The organism is Paenibacillus sp. JJ1722, assembly GCF_048282685.1.
In the GTDB taxonomy this organism is placed as follows: Bacteria; Bacillota; Bacilli; order Paenibacillales; family Paenibacillaceae; genus Paenibacillus; species Paenibacillus polymyxa_B.
This window is the reverse complement of record NZ_CP182500.1, coordinates 3,252,338-3,272,097: the sequence shown is the minus strand read 5'-3', so window position 1 is coordinate 3,272,097 and position 19,760 is coordinate 3,252,338. Positions and strand designations below refer to the sequence as shown.

General features: G+C 45.2%; 18 protein-coding genes. 17 read left to right on the top strand and 1 reads right to left on the bottom strand.

Annotated elements, in window-relative coordinates; all coding sequences use genetic code 11:
- Positions 1 to 78: 78 nt before the first annotated feature.
- From ACM1ND_RS14340 to mobB, 10 genes are all read left to right on the top strand, one after another.
- Entirely contained in the window at positions 79 to 747 is a 669-nt protein-coding gene (locus ACM1ND_RS14340; protein WP_013310486.1) for a PspA/IM30 family protein, read from the top strand.
- Positions 748 to 878: 131 nt separating this feature from the next.
- Positions 879 to 1,286 carry a DUF350 domain-containing protein gene (locus ACM1ND_RS14335; protein WP_013310484.1) on the top strand — a complete coding sequence of 136 codons (408 nt, stop codon included), beginning with the start codon at positions 879 to 881 and terminating at the stop codon, positions 1,284 to 1,286.
- 24 nt (positions 1,287 to 1,310) lie between these two features.
- On the top strand, positions 1,311 to 1,817 hold the full coding sequence (locus tag ACM1ND_RS14330) for a DUF4178 domain-containing protein (protein ID WP_007432513.1): 507 nt from the start codon (positions 1,311 to 1,313) through the stop codon (positions 1,815 to 1,817).
- Positions 1,818 to 1,830: 13 nt separating this feature from the next.
- Positions 1,831 to 2,586, top strand: coding sequence for a DUF4247 domain-containing protein (locus ACM1ND_RS14325; RefSeq protein WP_028541696.1), 756 nt, complete (start codon positions 1,831 to 1,833; stop codon positions 2,584 to 2,586).
- 186 nt (positions 2,587 to 2,772) lie between these two features.
- Positions 2,773 to 3,225 (top strand): SRPBCC family protein, encoded by a 453-nt coding sequence (locus ACM1ND_RS14320; protein WP_264453701.1) that lies wholly within the window; start codon positions 2,773 to 2,775, stop codon positions 3,223 to 3,225.
- Positions 3,226 to 3,417: 192 nt separating this feature from the next.
- Complete coding sequence (locus ACM1ND_RS14315; protein WP_076159564.1) at positions 3,418 to 4,131, top strand: hypothetical protein; 714 nt, start codon at positions 3,418 to 3,420, stop codon at positions 4,129 to 4,131.
- The gene (locus ACM1ND_RS14310; protein WP_076159567.1) at positions 4,082 to 4,630 is read left to right on the top strand and encodes an accessory gene regulator ArgB-like protein; all 549 of its coding nucleotides are present in this window, start codon (positions 4,082 to 4,084) and stop codon (positions 4,628 to 4,630) included. The genes ACM1ND_RS14315 and ACM1ND_RS14310 overlap by 50 nt, the downstream gene beginning before the upstream one ends.
- Positions 4,603 to 4,734, top strand: a complete 132-nt coding sequence (locus ACM1ND_RS14305) for a hypothetical protein (RefSeq protein WP_023988946.1) — start codon at positions 4,603 to 4,605, stop codon at positions 4,732 to 4,734. Before ACM1ND_RS14310 ends, ACM1ND_RS14305 begins: the two co-directional genes overlap by 28 nt.
- A gap of 357 nt (positions 4,735 to 5,091) precedes the next feature.
- Positions 5,092 to 6,369 carry a gephyrin-like molybdotransferase Glp gene (glp, locus tag ACM1ND_RS14300; RefSeq protein ID WP_418026186.1) on the top strand — a complete coding sequence of 426 codons (1,278 nt, stop codon included), beginning with the start codon at positions 5,092 to 5,094 and terminating at the stop codon, positions 6,367 to 6,369.
- Positions 6,366 to 6,914 carry a molybdopterin-guanine dinucleotide biosynthesis protein B gene (gene mobB / locus ACM1ND_RS14295; protein ID WP_028541693.1) on the top strand — a complete coding sequence of 183 codons (549 nt, stop codon included), beginning with the start codon at positions 6,366 to 6,368 and terminating at the stop codon, positions 6,912 to 6,914. Before glp ends, mobB begins: the two co-directional genes overlap by 4 nt.
- A 4-nt stretch (positions 6,915 to 6,918) precedes the next feature.
- On the opposite strand, the gene xerS is transcribed toward mobB, so the two are convergent.
- Entirely contained in the window at positions 6,919 to 8,019 is a 1,101-nt protein-coding gene (gene xerS / locus ACM1ND_RS14290; RefSeq protein ID WP_023988943.1) for a tyrosine recombinase XerS, read from the bottom strand.
- 116 nt (positions 8,020 to 8,135) lie between these two features.
- On the opposite strand from xerS, the gene ACM1ND_RS14285 reads away from it, so the two are divergent.
- The 7 genes from ACM1ND_RS14285 to ACM1ND_RS14255 all read left to right on the top strand — a co-directional run bounded on the left by ACM1ND_RS14285 (position 8,136) and on the right by ACM1ND_RS14255 (position 19,460).
- Positions 8,136 to 8,645: a GNAT family N-acetyltransferase gene (locus tag ACM1ND_RS14285; RefSeq protein ID WP_023988942.1), complete on the top strand. Its 510-nt coding sequence runs from the start codon at positions 8,136 to 8,138 to the stop codon at positions 8,643 to 8,645.
- Positions 8,646 to 8,929: 284 nt separating this feature from the next.
- A complete protein-coding gene (locus ACM1ND_RS14280; protein WP_418028031.1) occupies positions 8,930 to 10,546 on the top strand; it encodes an ABC transporter substrate-binding protein in 1,617 nt (538 codons plus the stop codon).
- Positions 10,547 to 10,596: 50 nt separating this feature from the next.
- Positions 10,597 to 11,523, top strand: a complete 927-nt coding sequence (locus tag ACM1ND_RS14275; protein WP_023988940.1) for an ABC transporter permease — start codon at positions 10,597 to 10,599, stop codon at positions 11,521 to 11,523.
- A 30-nt stretch (positions 11,524 to 11,553) separates the two neighbouring features.
- Positions 11,554 to 12,450 (top strand): ABC transporter permease, encoded by an 897-nt coding sequence (locus ACM1ND_RS14270; RefSeq protein ID WP_076265281.1) that lies wholly within the window; start codon positions 11,554 to 11,556, stop codon positions 12,448 to 12,450.
- Between the two features lie 45 nt (positions 12,451 to 12,495).
- Positions 12,496 to 14,628, top strand: a complete 2,133-nt coding sequence (locus ACM1ND_RS14265; RefSeq protein WP_418026185.1) for a dipeptide ABC transporter ATP-binding protein — start codon at positions 12,496 to 12,498, stop codon at positions 14,626 to 14,628.
- A 114-nt stretch (positions 14,629 to 14,742) separates the two neighbouring features.
- Positions 14,743 to 15,915: a M20 family metallopeptidase gene (locus tag ACM1ND_RS14260; RefSeq protein WP_340958625.1), complete on the top strand. Its 1,173-nt coding sequence runs from the start codon at positions 14,743 to 14,745 to the stop codon at positions 15,913 to 15,915.
- 473 nt (positions 15,916 to 16,388) lie between these two features.
- Positions 16,389 to 19,460 (top strand): X2-like carbohydrate binding domain-containing protein, encoded by a 3,072-nt coding sequence (locus ACM1ND_RS14255; protein ID WP_418026184.1) that lies wholly within the window; start codon positions 16,389 to 16,391, stop codon positions 19,458 to 19,460.
- The last annotated feature ends 300 nt before the right edge of the window (positions 19,461 to 19,760 follow it).

The window sequence follows — 19,760 nt, the reverse complement described above, 5'->3', positions numbered from 1 at the left end:
AAACCCTCTTTGCAAAGCTTGCGTAAACATGTGTACAGAGCTTAAAATTTAAGCATTCAACTCTAGGAGGAACTTCACATGTCTATTTTCAAACGATTAAGAGATCTTACGATGTCCAACATTAATGCCATTATTGACAAGGCAGAAGATCCAATTAAAATGACGGATCAATACATTCGTGATATGCAAGAGGACCTGGAAGATGCAGAGAAAGCGGTAGCCGCTCAAATTGCTATTGAAAAGAGATTCAAACAGCAATACGAAGAACAGGCTGCTTTGGTAAAGAAACGCGAAGAACAGGCACATACCGCTGCAAAAGCACAAAATGTAGATCTGGCTCGTCGCGCGCTGGAAGAAAAGAAATCTGCTGAACAAAAAATGAATGAGTTCAAAGCTGGTTACGAACAGAACAAAGCTGCAGCCGATAACCTGCGTGGCAAGCTGGATGAAATGCGCAGACAGCTGACAGAAATGAAAAACAAGCGCGAGACACTGGTTGCCCGTTATAATGCAGCTAAAGCGCAAACTGAAATTAACAAAGCTATGAACGGTTTTAGCTCTGATACGGCAACTGCCGGATTGAAGCGTATGGAAGAAAAAATGCTGCAAGCAGAAGCACGTGCCGAAGCGAGCAACGAAATGTCTTCTAAGGAAAAATCGTTGGATGAGGAGTTCAAGGAGCTGGATAAGAAAAGCGCCGTGGACGATGAGCTTGCCGCTTTGTTGAAGCAATACGAAAATAAATAAGAACATTTTAGCAGTGCCGCCAAGGGTGATTGCTCAGGAAGCGAAGGAGAAACGTTTTCTCCTTCGCTTTTCCCTGCCTGGAGGCGTAAAACATTATATGAAGGTCAAGAAGATGTGGAGGATGGTATGAAATGCATTTTTTAGAAACGATGAAAGCAATGCTTGTATGGACTGGTGCGGGGGCAATTTTGATCTTCGCATTAATGTATGTCGACTCTTTATTTACGAAGTATAAGGATTTTGCCGAAGTGAAGGCTGGAAATATGGCCGTAACGGTACGAATGATTATGAAGTTAGTTGCACAAGGCTATATCTTGTCAGGCTCTATCGCTACAGCTAATAATTTGCTCGAAGCGCTTGTGTATTCTGTGATTGCCTTTGTCATCCTGCTTGTTTTGGAAGTTATTGTACGTCTGCTGTTGCGGTACTGGGCTCAGTTTGATCTGGATAAAGGGACACAGGAAGGTAAAATTGGTTTCGGTCTGTTTTCAGGAGCGCTGCATCTGGTTGGCGCCTTGATCATTACAGCATGCTTCTAGGCTAAGAAAGGCAGGAATATAACCATGGGTGTGTGGAAACGAATTTCAAATCTATTTGCTAAGCCGGAGCCGCCGAAAGCAGAGAAAAGCATGCTTCACTTAAATCCAGGTGATATCTGTGAAGTGTCGCTTGTCACCTATGAAGTGGTAGGTCGTGTACATAATCGTGCCCGGAATGCCGTTGTTTTGACGCTTCAGGATGGTAATCAAGTCAGTTATCTTCATATTGAGGAACGGGAAACACTGCAATTTGGACTATATCAGGCCATCGACGGCAGACTTGACAACCCTGAGGAAGTGCCGACCATTTTAGAGTTGGATGATACAACGTATCATTTGGAGGAGCAGTATTCTGGGCATGTTACCGTCATGGGCCGTGCTCCTTTCCGACAGGGTGGAGAGCAGCATGTGTGGCAGTACCAGTCTGATGATTACCATCTGTTGCGAGTAGAGTGGCAGGACGGTCGCTTTATGCTTTATGAAGGAGAAGAAGTGATTACCGGAGACGTCAAGGTTATTCGGGCAAGCTAGGAGAGGGTTACACATGAGCAAACGCACCTGGCAGTATGCATTAAAGGTCATTGTGGCGCTGAGCTTGTTCGTATCCGTGTTAAGCGGCTGCGGCGCGCCAAGTGTAAAAGATACGTATCCGCTGGAATCGGTTAGTGGCAGCGGAAACTCGACCTCGTATGTATACCGGGCAGCTGGCAAGACAGTCCCGGAAGTAGCGGAGGAATTGAAAGAACAGCGTACACCGGAACAAATGTCACCGCAGAGCAATGAGCGGATGTTTCTGGTATATAGCGATGAGTGGTACCATTTGCAGCAAGATCCAGCTAAGAAGGAAGATACACTCATTGAAATTGACAGTAAAAAGTATGTCGAACAAAATTACAGTTCAAGCTTTCTAAAAGGATACTTAACCGCAACTGTACTAGATGCTCTGTTTGATTCGTTGCGTGGTTCAGGCTCCTATCGAGGCTACTCCAGCAGAGATGTATACCGACCTTCTCAGGGCCAATATCGTGCTCCTACAGTGCAGGAGAAAAAGGCAATTCCGCCGATTACGGTGGAGCGGAAAGGTTCGGTTACCCGTAGAGGAAAGAACTCGGATTCTAGCGTTGGATCAAGCGGAAGTTTGTTTGACAGAGGGTCCAGCAGTTCACCGAGCAGAGGCTCGATTTCACGTGACCGGAGCGACAGCGACGGTTCCAGCATATTTGATTCGCCGCGTAGATCTTATAGTAAGCCCAAAACACGTAGCGGTTCAGGTAAAATCAGCCGACGAAGTCGACGATAATGGGTATCGTCAATTTATTTGAAAACAAAAGATTCGCGGAACTGTGGTACTGATGCACAGTTCCTTTTTTTATTTTTAGAGATGACGTTGGTGATCATCTAGCGGCACAGCCAAACCTACACTTTTATGGATATAATAATGTAGAGATAATCAAAACTTTGTTTGATTGAAGGGATTGAAAATTAAATGGTACTATCTATTTCTTGGCCAGATCTTTCACAAAGACCATTTAATCTAATGGTGGAACGAAAAATGGAGTGTTCTCCGAATGTCCTGTATCAGGCTTGGACGAAGCGGTTTGACAGTTGGTTTGCAGCCCCAGGATCAGTATTAATGGAGGCTGAAGTGAACATGACCTTCTTTTTCGAAACGCATTTTGAGGGGAAGCGTCATCCACATTACGGAAGATTTCTAAGACTTGAGCAAAACCGACTGATCGAGCTGACTTGGATTACTGGCGAAGGCGGTACCAAGGGAGCTGAAACAGTTCTCACTGTTGAGCTTAAACCTCGCGGTAATGGCACGCATCTTTACTTAACGCATGCAGGTTTACCAGACGAGAATTCAAGAAACCAACATGAGCAGGCTTGGCCGCTTGTACTTGAGCAGCTCGACAAAAGGATGATGCCAGATAGATAATTCAGAAGGTTCCAGGCTAAAACTGCAACAAGAGGACGATTTTAAAATCGTTCTTTTTATATTTTTTGATGACAAAAATAAATATTTACCTTACATAAAAACAAATATTACCAGTTTACTAGATTATTTCATTGCCACATCTAATAGTAAAATATACAATTACAACAGGCGAAATAAGAGGATGGTGTATCTGTGTTATCTGCTTTTTTATATATATCACTTGGTGTATTCGATGCTTTGGCCGCTGTTATTTTGGTCTTAAAGCTTTATATGCTTCCCGTGAGGGAATATCGTAGAAAAATATTATTTTATGCAATTGGCATAGCTTTGTTTTCCTTTCTAATGAGGGAAGTTATAGGCTTGCCTAAATTAGATTTGCCGCTTCAGTATTTGTTAATGGTTATCTTTTTTAGATTTGGTTTAGGGATCAAAACCCATCTAGCAGCTTTTTCTGCTGGTTCTGGTCTAACGGCCTACATTAATTTACAACTTTTTGTATTTCTGTTTGCTTATTTTTTTGGAGTAGCAGAACCAGGTGCTATTAATGATACTTCTGGCTCTTCTATTTACGTTATTCAGTTAACTTCTATTATTATTGCGTGCTTTATTTCTTATATAATGGGAAAATATAACTTTGGTTTCTCGTTTATAATTCAGCCTCCACATGATTTTTTAAGAGCTGAAAATTACTTATCATCCCTAAATAAAATGTTGATTCTAGGTGCTCTAATATCAGCTGTCACCATTTTTATTACTTTGTATATGCTCTATAGCTCAAATACCATAGGATTACTATCCATTTCATTGCTTACTTTCGGCGTGTCGTATTTCTTTTCAGAGAGAGGAGATTATGAGGATGCTAGAAGCGCTATCACGGTACATCGCAACGGAAATAAAAAAAGCTGATCCTGATGGTCCAACAAGTGTAGAAGTGATGGAATATGCGCTTGGTATAAAAATTACCGAAGTGTCTTCGATACTAATGGTTGCGATTATAGCTTGGATGACTGGGCATTTTTTGGGGTCGTTATTAGCTCTAGTAACTATCATGTTTGTAAGAAGATTTTCAGGAGGGGCACACTTCAGTAATCTTACATTTTGTGTCTGTTTTACAACGGCAATATGTGTAACTATACCTCTCGTCTCTTTAAATTTATCAACGATTTTGATTATTAATGCTTGTTCAGTATTAGTGTTTTTAGTTTATGCACCCAATCATTTTATTTATATTCATAAGACCAATAACCACAAATATTATAAAACGGTATGTGTTTTGATTTGTGCGGTGAATTTTTTTGTACAATCCCACATAATATGCTTATCTTTAGCTATTCAAGCATTCAGTATTCTTCCTTTATGGAAAGGAGGTGAACGAAAATGGATAAGAAATTGGCGAGAGCTTTAAATTTAAGACTGGGAAAATACGCTAACGAATCTACCAAAAACGAAAAAACAGTATTTGGCGCTAAACCGATACCGGCAGAGCTCAAGAAAAAAGAAAAGAACTGATTATGTACCGCGTTACTCTAGACATTGTTCTTATACGATCGGGGTAACTGCACAGGCTTGTAAGGAAGCTTTTCAGCTGTGAGATCGAGTCTAGCGCATTTGAAGGCCTGGTACGATTCGAAGCTTCACTTGCTCTATTTCTCATAATAAGCTTGAAGCACTTATAAAGTTATGGAAATGACCCGTGGAATTCACGGGTTATTTTATTGCCAACATACTTATATAGTAAGCCCAAAACACGCAACAGCACGGGGAAAAGCAGCCGAGTTTGACGTTCTAAACTCCGCCCGGATTTGCCAGATAACGGTTTTAGCGTTATAACAGAAAGAGGGCATTTTAGAAGAACGGAGTGAGATTATGAATCATACATCATTAAACGCAGAAAAATTCCAGCGTAAAGCAGTTCAGGTGGAAGAGGCACAAAGCAGGATAGCTAGCTATGTTAAACAGTGTGAAAGGGAAGACGTAGAGCTGGAGCAGGCGCATGGACGTTATTTGGCGATGGATTTGACCGCACCACACCCGTATCCCCGTTTTCGTCGCTCAGGTATGGACGGTTATGCGATCCTAGGCTCGGACACCGAAGTGTGTTCGTCCGGTCAGGAAATCTGGCTACATGTGATTGATGAAATTCCTTGTGGCACCGTATCGGACAAGCGGGTGGAGACTGGAATGGCTGCCCGCATCATGACAGGAGCGCAATTACCTGAAGGAGCGGACACGGTTGTCATGCTGGAAGCGACACAGCTGCGTGAAGAAAACGGACAGACATATGTCGGCTTGAAGAAGCGTATAGAAGTTGGCAAAAATGTGACACAGATTGGTCATGAGATTCAGGAAGGTCGGCTTTTGCTTAGTAAGGGAACCTGCCTGGGAGCAGGGCACATCTCGGTACTGGCTACTTTTGGAGTACACCGGGTACCTGTTTACAGGAAGCCAAAGGTGGCCGTTTTTTCTACAGGATCGGAATTACTTGCAGTGGATGAGCCGTTACAACCGGGGAAAATTCGAAACAGTAATACATATATGTTGGCTTCTCAAATTAGAGAGGCAGGAGGAGAGCCGTTTATTTTACAAGCCATTCATGATGATTTGAGCCTTGCCCGTACTTCTGTACGTGAAGCGATAGATGCCTATGATATCGTGGTCACGAGTGGAGGAGTATCAGTGGGGGATTTTGATATTATGGGTGATCTGGTACGACAGGAAGATGTGAATATGCTGTTCAACAAGGTTACGATGCGTCCAGGAAGTGTGACCACAGCCGCAGTGATTGACGGCAAGCTGTTATTTGCGCTTTCAGGCAACCCCGGTGCGTGCTTTGTAGGCTGTGAGCTGTTTGTACGGCCGACGATCCAAATGATGGTATCTTCGGCACATCCATATTTACAAACCTGGACGGCGAAGTTAGGCGCAGATTATACGAAGGTAAACAACTATACACGCTTTGTACGCAGCTCTCTGGAGATACGTGGTGGACAAGTATACGCGATTCCTGCGCGAGTAGATGAATCCAGTGTCATGGTGACCATTAAGGACAGCGACTGTCTGATCGTGATTCCTCCCACAACAGAAGGATTACGCGAAGGTGAAGAGGTGCGTGTACTGGTGTTACAAGGTGGACAGGTGACGTGAATACGAAACATCCATTTGTATGTCAAATCGTCGGATTCAAAAATACGGGAAAAACGACCTTTCTCGGAGGATTGATTCGTTATGTGCAGAAGTCAGGTCTACGCGTAGCAGTGATTAAGCATGATGGACATGAATTTGAAATGGATCATGAGGGTACAGATACGTTCAAGCACCGACAGGCGGGTGCTGAAGGCATAGCTATTGTTTCGGCTGGAAGAACAGCCATTTTAGAGGAGAATAGTCAGCCTGTCACCGGACTGATCCGGCATTTTCAGGCCTATGATTGTGTGTTGCTAGAAGGCTTCAAGCAAGAGGATTATCCGAAGCTGGTCATGGTGCGGGAACAATCGGATGCTCAGCTTACCGATAAGCTGACAAATGTACAGGGAGTAGCGGTTTGGGAGCATCAAATGGATTGGGCTCAAGGTCACTACTCAGATGAAATGATACAGATATTTCCTGCCGAGGCCAACGGACCCGCAGGCCGCTGGCTACTCGAACAGATTCAAAAGCAGATAGAAGGAATGAGGAATGAGCAGGGGTGAGACATCAATCGGCTGAGTCGGTTAGAGTCTCTACCCGCCGTTCGATCGCCTGAGACATGGTTTTGTCAGTCAGGTGAGCATACACTTCTGTTGTTTCTGTCGAAGCGTGCCCCAGCTGTTCCTTTGTTTTGTAAATATCATTTTGTAAATAATAGTCAGTAGCAAAGGAATGACGAAGCTTATGCACGGTAAGGTAAGGCTTGCCGAACCGTTTGGCGTACTTAATGATCATTGCCTGAATCGCTCTTTTGGTCATTCGTTTGCCTTCTGTACTGCCGTTAGGACGTGTGACAAAGAGAGCCTTTTCTTTTTTTGGAGCGCGGTAACGGGTATGTCTCAGGGACAAATAAAGTACGAGATCATCTTTGGATTGCTCGCGGAAATACACCGGCGTTTTAAAGGTTTCGTCGTTATTGCCTTTGCGGTACACATATAATAGTTTATTGTTTATGTCTAAATCGTCCAGATTCAGATTGACGATTTCAGATACGCGCAGGCCTGAGTTCAGAATGAGGCTGGCGATGCAGGCATCCCGTTCCTTATTTAGTTCATAGGAGTATAATGCTTGCTTGTTATCGGCCAAATCTTGACCATAGCCTTCATAAATATAACCGATGAATTCAAGCAGTTCTTCCTCTTCCAGTATTTTACCTTTAAGCTTAGCCGCCGTATCCTTGGGTTTATGTATACGCTTGATTTCGACCTTAGCCATAATGTTGCGTTTGAGCAACGGATAAAAATTTTCATCCTCAGCGATCTGACTTAAATAATGAAAAAGCGAACGCAGAGACGATAGCTTACGTGAAATGGTAATACGGGAGTTGGAGCCTTCGCGCTTAGTAGACAGGAATAATCGAAAGCCTGTAATACTGTCCATATGAAGTGTCTCCAACTCTTCCAGTGTAACTTGGGCATTCGTTTCTCCGGTGGACAAGCCTTCCGCGCGAAGCCATGAAAAGAAAGCTTCGTAATCCCGCACATATTCTAGTAATGTGGAAGGGGACAGGTCGGGCAGCTTATAATCCATAAATTGCTGCACGTACCATGGTAATCCCGGCATTTTTTCATCTAGTTTGCGCCGGTCGATGATCTTTTGTATATTCATTGAGTTCCACCTCGTCCGGTCATAATATATATGTATTTTAGCATATTTTGAACAGCACTGGATGGGATGTAATTCGAAGTTAAAGAACAGATTGAACCGCCAAGAGAGGTGAAAGTATGGGGTATAATATCAAATCGGAACTGAAGCTATCTATTAAGAGTGTACCGGAGTCGCAAAAGGACATTATTGTACAGCTCATGCAATTTTATTTATATGATTTTACAGCCTATCTTCGAATTGATGTCACTGAGAAGGGGACATTCCCGGCTTATCCAGACTTGTATCAATATTGGACGAGCGGTGAACAGAAGCTACCTTTTCTGATTTGGAGACAGGATATTCCTGTGGGTTTTGCACTCGTTGACCGAATGTCCAGCAATCGAGAAGCTGACTACTACATGGCTGAGTTCTTTGTACTTCGTCCTTATCGGCATAATGGGGTTGGGACTTGGGCGGCTCATGAGCTGTTTGGACGTTTTAACGGACGTTGGAAGGTGACCCAAATGAGCACGAATAGGCCGGCACAGTCCTTTTGGCGTAAGGTGATTGGAAGCTATACGAAAGGTGAGTACAGGGAACAGACACATCCGGTAAGAGGGAATATCAGTCAGTTTTTCAATACCTGAAAAATTCGAAATAGAAATTAAGTAATGAAAAAGAGTCGGGGAGAGTATCCTATCGGCTCTTTTTTGTTGTCAATTCAAGTCTTCTATCCATCTATAGAGCATTCCAATTAGAACCTGCATTGACACTATAAAAACGCAGGTATACAGTTATTAACATAATTCATATATATCTCATTGGAATTATCAACAATGAAACATAGGCTCCAAAAATGCAATGTAATCATAACATCACCCATCAGATCGGAGAGTGTTTTTAGGTGAAACGAACAAGTCGATTTGCAAAAATGGTAGCTTTAACCCTGTCGATGGTGCTGGTCTTATCGGCATGCTCGGGTAATAGCGGGGCCAATTCTACGAATACTGAGGCGAATGCAGCGGGAGGCGGGCAAGCTGCAGAAGGTGGAGATCTTACCTATGCACTGGCAACATCGCCGGATTCACTGGACCCGCATAAGAGTGGATTGGCAGTAGCATCTCGGGTATATCGTGCGATATTCGATAACTTGGTGGTAAAGCTACCGGACAATACGATTAAGCCTTGGCTGGCAACCGAATGGAGCGTTTCCGAGGATGGCAAAAGCTATACATTCAAGCTGCGCAAGGATGTTAAGTTCCATGACGGAACTCCGTTCAATGCGGAAGCCGTCAAATTTAGCTATGATCGGATTATTGATCCGCAAGCCGTAGTAGGTAATGCCGCTAACTTGCTGGCTCCCTATGAATCCTCACAGGTGATTGACGAATACACGATTAAATTGAATCTGAAACGACCATCGCAGGCATTTTTGAGCAATTTAAGTGTTCCGGCTGTAGCCATTGTTTCGCCAGCAGGAGTTAGAAAATATGGAGATCAATTCGGTAAGCATCCAGTGGGTACAGGCCCCTTTAAGTTTGTAAAATGGGACGAAAATGCAGAAATCAAAATCGAACGTAACCCGGATTACAAATGGGCACCGGAAACTATTGAGAATCAGGGAGCGCCGTATTTGGACAGCGTGACCTTTAAAATTGTTCCGGAGGAGGCGACCCGGATCGGCAGTGTGCAGAGTGGGCAGGCTTTGGCCGCTGAAACCGTCCCACCGCAGAACATTTTGACGTTGAAGAGTGACCCTAATTTCCAATTGTTGCAGGTCAATACCCTAGGATTGCCATATACACTGTTCATTAACCAAAAGAAGACACCGTGGAATGAATTAAAGGCGAGGCAGGCATTGCAATATGGTATTGATGTGGGGACGATCGTCAAAACGCTGTATCTAGGAACTTATGAACAGGCTTGGTCGCCACTCACTCCAAGTATTTTTGGATATGATAAATCACTGGAAAACGGCTTGCAGCCTGATCTTAACAAGGCCAATCAGTTACTGGATGAGTTGGGGTGGGCTAAGGGAACGGATGGTTTTCGGGTGAAGGATGGACAACGTCTGACGCTGCATTATGTAGACGGCACTCCGAACCGTGAAAAACGGAACGACATTGCAGCCATTATTCAGCAGCAGCTGAAGAAAATCGGTGTTGATGTGAAGATTGAAATTACCAAGGATATTGCAACAGTTGTATATACGAACGGAAACTATGATTTCTACGGAAATAGCCAGGTCAATGTGGACCCGAACGCTTTATATGCTTTTTACCACACAGCGGCACCAAATCAGCGGCCTACACTGCCTAACTTCTCCAATCCAGAGGTCGACAAGCTGTTGGAGCAGGGAGCTATTGAACAGGACGATGCCAAGCGGGAGGAGATTTATAAAAAGGTGCAACAGCTAATACGTGATCAGGCCGTCATCATTCCGATTTATGTTTTCCCTTATACGGTTGGAGCAGCCAAGTCAGTGCAGGGTCTCAAATTCGATTTAGTGGGTTATCCGCTCTTTAACGATGTGCGTATTCAAAAATAGTATTGCTAAGTAATTTCTGGGGACCATCCAGTAGGGAAGGAGTGTGGGCTATGATCAGAGCTGTTGCAGAAAGACTGGTTACTTCTTTGTTGGTCATTCTGGGTTCCTGTATTTTGGTATTCAGCATTTTGTATCTGCTCCCGGGGGACCCGGTAGATTCGATTCTTGACCCTTCAACGGCCACGCCAGAGATGATCGCCAATTTGCGTCATAAGCTGGGAGTGGATCAGCCTTTTCATGTTCAGTTTTTGAACTATTTCGGAAATCTGCTACAAGGTGATTTTGGAAAATCACTGCTCAATGCTGATCCGGTGCTGCCTAAAATATGGGTCAATCTCCCGCCTACACTGGCGCTGACGCTTGCCGGTTCTGCTATTTCGGTCATTATTGGTGTCCTGCTTGGAGTGCTGTCGGCCATTCATCGGGATAAACCGATTGATATCATCGCTCGAATCGTTGGATTGTTCGGCATTTCTATGCCCACATTCTGGTCAGGCATTCTGCTGTTGCTTATTTTCTCCATTCACTTGGGATGGCTGCCTGCTATGGGCTCGGACGGTTGGAAAACTCTTGTGCTTCCGTCTCTCACTTTGGGCATTGTCGGTGCAGGGTTCATTGTCAGAATGGTGCGTAACAGTATGCTGGAAGTCATTAATGAGCAGTTCATCGTAACGCTCCGTTCCAAGGGTTTGTCTGAAAAGGTTATTATGTATCGCCATGCGCTACGCAATGCGTTGATTCCAGCGATAACGATGATCGGGATGCTGATGGGAGAAATGCTGGCCGGAGCAGTTGTGAGTGAGACGGTATTTTCACGGCAAGGCATTGGGCGTTTAATTGCGGACGCAATTATGGCTAAAGACTTACCAGTTGTGCAGGGAGTTGTATTGTTCTCTGCCATCATGTATGTGATCGTAAATCTACTGGTGGATATATCGTATACGTTCATTGATCCAAGGGTTAGACGCTCGGCGTAAGCCGGAAGGATTCAGGGAGGAGGAAGTCGGTTGAGAGAAACAATGGCTGCCAAAACAATTTGGAAGGAAAGAAAGCTGCGGGTAGCTCGGCAAACTGGAAGGTGGCGGCTCGGTGGAGTGTCGGATGGGTTCGTATATGCGGCGGGACTGATTATTGTGTTCGTAATCGTCTGTGCGGCGTTTCCGCAATGGATTGCTTCTTATGCACCCACAGAAATGTTAAGCGACCATATTTTACAAGGCCCAAGTGCTTCTCACTGGTTCGGAACGGACTATTTTGGGCGGGATGTATTCAGTCTGGTTGTTCACGGAAGTCGGGATTCTCTGTTTATTGGCTTCATGTCGGTACTCGTCGGCGGTCTGGTGGGTGGAATTATTGGTGCGCTCTCAGGTTACATTGGCGGTACAGTGGATTCGATACTGATGCGATTTATTGATATTTTGATGACTATTCCCGGAATTCTGCTGGCTTTGGCGATTGCGGCGGCTCTTGGCCCAAGCTTGTTCAATATTGTGCTGGCGGTAGCCATATCTGCTGTCCCCGGTTATGCAAGAGTTATGCGAGGCCAAATTATGAGTATAAAAGGACGTTCTTACGTCATTGCTTCGCTTTCCATCGGAGTTACACCTTTCGGCATCTTTTGGCGTCATGTGCTTCCTAATTCCTTGTCCCCTTTGCTCGTGATGGCGACGCTTGGCATCGGTAGCGCTATTTTGGCCGGATCGGGATTAAGCTTTCTGGGACTTGGCACGGTAAAGGAAATTCCAGATTGGGGAACAGTATTGTCTCAAGGACGAGGATATTTGACAGTAGCTTGGTGGATATGTACCTTTCCTGGCCTAGCCATTACGTTGTTTGTGTTGTCAGTCAATATTTTGGGCGACAAGCTGAGAGACCAGTTGGACCCGAAAAAGAACGCAAACTAGCATCAGGAAGCCTATTCTTAAGTGCTATAGAAGGAGGGAGTTCGTTTGTCATCATTGCTGGAGATTGAACATTTGTCGGTCGATTTTCACACTAAAAAAGGTTTGCTGCAAGCACTCGACAACGTATCACTGACGATCAGGGCGGGAGAAACGGTCTGCCTCGTCGGTGAATCTGGCAGCGGAAAAACGATTACCTCCAAGGCGATTATGCGGCTAATCGATTATGAGAACGGACGAATTGCCCAAGGACAAATACGGTTGCAGGGCATAGATTTGACCGTTTTGTCACAGCAGGAATTACGCTCACTTCGTGGCAAAAAGATGGCGATGGTATTTCAAGAGCCGATGTCGGCGTTTGATCCGGTGTACACTATCGGGTATCAGCTGATAGAAATCATCATGGAGCATGACCGGAAGACACGAAAGCAAGCATGGGCTCATGCGGTTCATTTGCTGAACAGGGTAGGGATTCCTGAACCGGAAATTCGTATGAAGCAATACCCCGGAGAGCTGTCCGGTGGGATGCTACAACGGGCGATGATTGCAATGGCACTTTCATGTGGCCCTGAGCTGCTAATAGCGGATGAACCAACAACGGCGCTGGATGTAACGATTCAGTCACAAATTTTGCAATTGCTTCAGGAATTAAAGACAGAATTCAACATGTCGATTCTGTTGATTACGCATGATTTGGGTATTGCCGCAGAGGTTGCGGATCGAATTGTTGTGATGTATGCCGGTCGAGTTGTGGAGCAAGCAGTAACGGAAGAACTGTTCGAGCTGCCATTGCACCCTTACACTAGAGGGTTACTTCGTTCGGTGGCAACACTGGATACAGATCGCAGCAGCAAGCTGTTTACGATCCCGGGGGCAATTCCGAGCCTGAGTGCATTGCCTTCCGGCTGCTTGTTTCACCCGCGTTGCCCGCATGCGACAGATCAATGCAAAAACGAAGCGCCACCGCTGGCAGCCAAGGATGAACGCGAGGTAGCTTGCTGGCATTCGGAGCAATTGGCTGCGTCCGGCGATTGGTTTATTACAGAGCTATCGGTGAAAGGGCAGATCACGGCAGATGCTGTTGCAAAGGCAACCGAAGTAAAGGAAGAATTGATGAACGTATCTGCTGTTGATGGGGCTAAGGTGAGCAGTCATGGCGTACAGGTAAAGAACTCCCCTAAATCCAATGAGACTATCACGGAAACCGTCCAGAACAAGCAGGACTTGTTTAGAGTGGATGAAATTCGCAAGTATTATCCGGTGAAAAAAAGCTTTCCCGGTCGGACGGGTGCTTCGATCCGGGCGGTGGATGATGTATCGTTCTCAATCCGGCAGGGCGAAACCTTTGGATTGGTCGGAGAATCCGGCAGCGGTAAGTCTACTTTAGGCCGGCTGCTGATGCAGCTGGAACGTCCGACCTCAGGGCAGGTATGGTTCCAGGATCGGGAGCTGACACGTTTAGGAAATTCTGAGTTGCGATCCGTTCGCCGTGATATGCAGATGATTTTTCAAGACCCCTACGGATCACTTGATCCACGGTGGAATGTGGGAGATATCATAGGGGAGCCGCTTGCGGTTCATGAAGGGTTGTATGGCAAGGCAAAGCAGGAACGGGTGGAAGAACTCCTGAGCGCTGTTGGATTATCATCTTCGCTGGTTACGCGGTTTCCGCATGAATTTTCGGGAGGACAGCGGCAGCGAATCGGGATAGCCCGTGCCATTGCTCTGCAACCGCAGTTTATTTTGGCGGATGAGGCAGTGTCGGCTTTGGATGTTTCCGTTCAGGCGCAAATTGTCAATCTGCTTCAGGACTTACAGCGTAAGCTGGATACAACCTATTTGTTTATTGCACACGGATTGCACATTGTCCGCCATATTTCAGATCGGATAGGGGTTATGTACTTGGGGAAACTTGTAGAAATTGCGCCAAGTGACGAGTTGTTCAGGCATCCTGTCCATCCGTATACCCGGGGGCTTGTTGCCTCGATACCTAACCCAAATCCGAAAAACCGTCGGGAGCTAATTACGGTACAAGGTGAGATTCCTTCGCCTGCGAAGCCGCCATCCGGCTGTCGTTTTCATACCCGCTGTCCACTAGCGACCTCGCGTTGTCGTGAGGAAGCACCTGAGCTGACAGCGATTAGCACAGGACATTATGCCGCTTGTCATTACCCGGCCTAGGTTCAACCCCTTCCTTTGATCTGCTATCGGCATGATAAGAGAGCTACATTCTACAGGCCGTTCATGGTAAGATAAGGATATAAGTATATAAATTCAATAGGAAAAGAGGGCATTATGCTAGATAAATGGGTTCAGGAATTAAAAGATGATGAACAAGAGCTGATTGCGTGGAGAAGACATTTACATCAGCATCCCGAGCTGTCTTTTGAAGAAACGAATACGTCTGTATTTATCGCCGATCAATTGCGTTCTTTTGGTATTGAGGTAAGAACGAATGTGGGTGGAAACGGTGTGCTGGGGTTTTTAGAAGGCGGTCAGCCAGGTAGAACGATTGCATTTCGTGCTGATTTTGATGCACTTCCCATTCAGGATGAAAAGGATGTGCCTTATAAATCGACCGTTCCGGGTGTTATGCATGCCTGCGGACATGATGGTCACACGGCTGCGTTACTTGGAGTGGCACGCGTGTTGAGCCATAACCGTGAGGCGCTGAAGGGAAAGCTTGTGTTTATTTTTCAACATGCGGAAGAAAAACCGCCTGGTGGAGCCAAGTTTATGATTGAGGATGGCTGTCTGGATGGGGTAGAGGCGGTATATGGTATTCACCTCGCATCTGAAATTCCTTTTGGTAAAATTGGATTAAAGAGTGGGCCTGCGATGGCGGCTGTCGACGCGTTTACGATCCAGATCAACGGTAAAGGCGGGCATGGCGCACGACCGCATCAGACGGTGGACTCTATTGTTATCGGCAGTCAAATTGTGAACGGGTTGCAGCAGGTGGTTAGTCGCAGGGTGGACCCTATTGAATCAGCAGTGTTAACGATTGGGGTATTTCAAGCTGGAACTGCCTTTAATGTGATTGCAGATAAGGCTAAAATTGAAGGCACCGTACGTACGTTTAATAAGGAAGTGCGTAAGGAAGTCGAGAATGAAATTCGCAGTATCGTCAAGGGGTTGACTGAGGCTTATCATGCCGGATACGAAATTGACTATCTGAATGGCTATCCTTCTTTGGTGAATGCCGAAGCCGAAACGGAACGTGTACGCGAGCTCATCGGCAGACTGTATGGAGCAGACGCTTTTTTGGATTTGAAGCCGGTCATGGGAGCAGAGGATTTTGCTTATTATTTGGAGCATCGACCGGGAGCCTTCATTCATGTGGGTGCACGCAATGAGGATGAACGAACGCATTTTGCTCATCACCATCCTCACTTTGATTTTGATGAGCGGGCATTGCTCGTCTCAGGGCATATTTTTTTAGCACTGGCGCTTGAATACTTGCAATAATAGGCATATGTTTATGACTGAGGACATATTAACGAAGCTGGAACCGCGCATAGCGCGGTTTTTTGTTGTAAATCAAAGTATTTTGACACCCATAAAGAATGAAAATCAAGTAATTAATTCACTATATGAAAAATTCATAATAGAATTAAATAAAAGGTATTAACTCTGAAGGAAGTTCAAACCTCCTATTATAAGCTGCGGAGCAGGAGATAAAATTGTATTATCTTGATTTTTCGCACAAGGAAATGGGAAAAAGATGACGAATCTATTGAGCAAGTCACCGATGTAAGCGCTAACAAAAAACAGTGTTGCACCGTATTTATTGGGAATGAATGGGGGTGAGTCTGAGAGGACATTTGTCAGAATTGTGAGAAGCAACGATAACGATAGGGACGAATTCAGAATCGGCTGATTACTTTTATCTCAAAATGACTCGCATATTCAATTGATAATGAAGAAGGAGGTTGAATTCATTGACTAAGGCAAAAAACAGGTTGAGAATTGCTTGTTTGGCGCTTGTGGTAGCGGGTGCTTCCTGGACAGGAATGATAGCGCCGACTCATGCTGCTCCAAGTGACGATTACAGTTGGAAAAGTGTGGTTACGGGTGGAGGAGGTGGTTTTGTACCTGGCATTATTTTTAATGAAACGGAAAAAGACCTGATCTATGCCCGTACAGATATTGGAGGAGCTTACCGCTGGAATGCTGCCAATGAGAGTTGGATTCCGCTGACGGATTCTGTGGGCTGGGAGGATTGGAACAAAAATGGTGTCGATGCACTAGCGACTGATTCTGTTGATCCGAATCGTGTATATATAGCTACAGGTACGTATACTAATTCATGGGATAAACAAAACGGGCAAATTATGCGTTCCATCGACAGGGGCAATACGTGGCAGACAACCAAGCTTCCTTTTAAGGTGGGGGGCAATATGCCGGGGCGTTCAATGGGTGAACGTCTGACGATTGATCCAAATAAAAATAATATTTTGTTCTTTGGAGCTCGAAGTGGTAATGGACTATGGAAAAGCTCTGATTTTGGAGCAACTTGGAGCAAGGTAAGCAGTTTCCCGAATCCAGGGACGTATGTACAGGACCCTTCCAATGAATATACCAGCGACATTGTCGGTTTAGCGTGGATCACCTTTGACAAAAAAACAGGCTCTTCCAGTAAAGCAACGCAGACGATCTATGTAGGTGTTGCAGATAAAAAGCAAAGTGTCTATCGCAGTACAGATGGCGGGACAACCTGGTCTGCTATAGCGGGACAGCCTACGGGCTATTTGCCACATCATGGTGTGTTATCACCGGACGGCAATCTATATATTTCTTATAGCGATGGAGCAGGTCCATATGATGGATCAAAGGGTGAACTGTGGAAATTGAATACAGCAAGCGGGCAATGGACTAACATTAGCCCCATAGGTAGCAGTAGTGCGGACAATCATTTTGGATATGGTGGACTGACGGTGGATGCCCAGAAGCCAGGTACACTCATGGTTGCTACGTTGAATGCCTGGTGGCCGGATGAAACGATTTATCGCAGCACTGATAGTGGGGCAACTTGGAGTCCTATTTGGGAATTTGATGGTTATCCGTCTCGTAAGCTAAAATACAATCTGGATATAAGCGGTGCGCCTTGGCTGACTTTCAATGCCAACCCTGCTCCACCGGAAGTATCGCCCAAGCTGGGGTGGATGATTGGAGATCTGGAGATAGATCCATTTAATTCAGACCATATGTTGTACGGCACCGGAGCTACGATTTATGGCTCTAAAAATCTGACCAATTGGGATAAAGGCGGAAAGCTGGATATTTCAGTAGCCGCTAAAGGGGTAGAGGAAACGGCAATTTTGGATCTGGTGAGCCCTCCAACCGGCGCGCCTTTGGTGAGCGCAGTAGGTGATGTCTCTGGATTCAGACATGACGATTTATTCAAGGCTCCAGCTAAAATGCTGGATAATCCGACCTTTACAAGCAGCGAAAGCATTGATTATGCCGAGCTGAATCCTTCTTTTATGGCCCGAGTAGGTAAAGCGGATTATAAAAAAGATCCAAATGCCAAATCCATCGGTTTTTCCAATGATGGAGGAGCCAACTGGTATAAAGCAAATAGTGAGCCTTCCGGTACAGCAGGAGGAGGCAGCATCGCCGTAGCAGCAGATGGTAATGGCTTGCTGTGGAGTACATCAGACAAAGGTGTGTTCTACTCCAAAACTGGCGGCAACTCATGGACAGCAAGCACAGGGATTCCAGCGAATGCAAAGATCGTCTCTGACCGAGTGAACCCTAATAAATATTACGCATTTGCCTCCGGGAAAATATATGTGAGCACCAATGGAGGCGTATCCTTTACGCCATCAGCGGTAACTGGCTTGCCGACAGCAGGCAATGCTGATATTGATGCTGTACGAGGAGCAGAAGGAGATGTATGGTTCGCCGGAGGCTCCGAGGATGGAGGGCCGTATGGCTTATGGCATTCCAATGATTCCGGCGCTACGTTCACCAAGCTCTCTAATGTGCAGGAAGCGGATTTTGTAGGCTTTGGTAAGGCAGCGCCGAACCGTACGAATGCAGCGGTATTTATCGTTGGTAAAATTGATGGTACACGTGGATTTTACCGTTCGGACGATGCTGGCGCAAACTGGGCGCGCATTAATGATGACAAGCATCAATATGCTCGAGTGACCAAAATTATTGGGGACCCTCGGGTTTATGGACGTGCTTATCTGGGAACGAATGGCCGTGGCATTCTGGTGGCAGATCGTGTGGGTGGTGATCAGCCATCTACCGGGCAAGCAAGTATTACACCAACGACTGCAACCTATGGATTGAATAACAGCAATACGGATCTTACTGTCAAGCTAACACTTAACGGCAATACGTTAGAAGCTATCAAGCAGGGGAGTGTGGTGTTGAACAAAGGTGAAGATTATACGCTTAGTGAAGAAACAGTCGTTCTTACCAACAAGTATTTATCTAAACTTCCTAAAGGAGAGACAGCACTAAACTTCCATTTTAGTACAGGTAATGATGTGTTGCTTACGATTACGGTGAAAGGGGATACGCCAAGTGAGCCGGGAACAGGCGAGGGCGTTCTGAAGGTGCAAACCTTCAATGGGAATGTATCCGCCACAAGCAATACAATCAGTTCCAAATTTAAAATAACCAATACGGGAACCTCATCAATTTCCCTAGCAGACGTGACATTGCGTTATTATTACACCATTAACGGGGAGAAAGTACAAAATTTCTTCACGGATTGGTCGAGCGTCGGTACAGGGAATGTGATTGCTAGCTTCAAAACATTATCCAATGCGAAGCCAGGGGCAGATTCTTATGCAGAAATCGGGTTTAAATCGGCTGCGGGTTCTTTAGAACCCGGTCAAAGTGTGGAGTTGCAAACCCGGATATCCAAAGAGGACTGGAGCAGTTACACACAAACCGATGATTATTCATTTAATCCCACAGCAAACAGTTTACAAGATTCTGCTAAAATAACCGCTTACCTGTCTGGAAGCAAGCAATGGGGAATTGAGCCCTAAACCTTAATAAGGATAATCCTAAGTCAGCCACTCTAATGAGTGAGCTGGCTTTATTTTTGACGACCTGTTGTCCCGGATTCTTTTTTTGGGGAAAAAGCAACGACAAGTTGAAAACAGCAACTAATAGAGATTCAAATTAAATTGTATGATTATTTCACTATATGAAAAATTCATAATAGAAAAAAACTCTTTCTCGCATACGATCTCCACAAAACAAACACACCACTTTAAGTAGAAAAAAGAAACAATAACACGAACGCATGTTCCCTTCATCTTGAAAAAGAAACGCTCCTGTCCTTA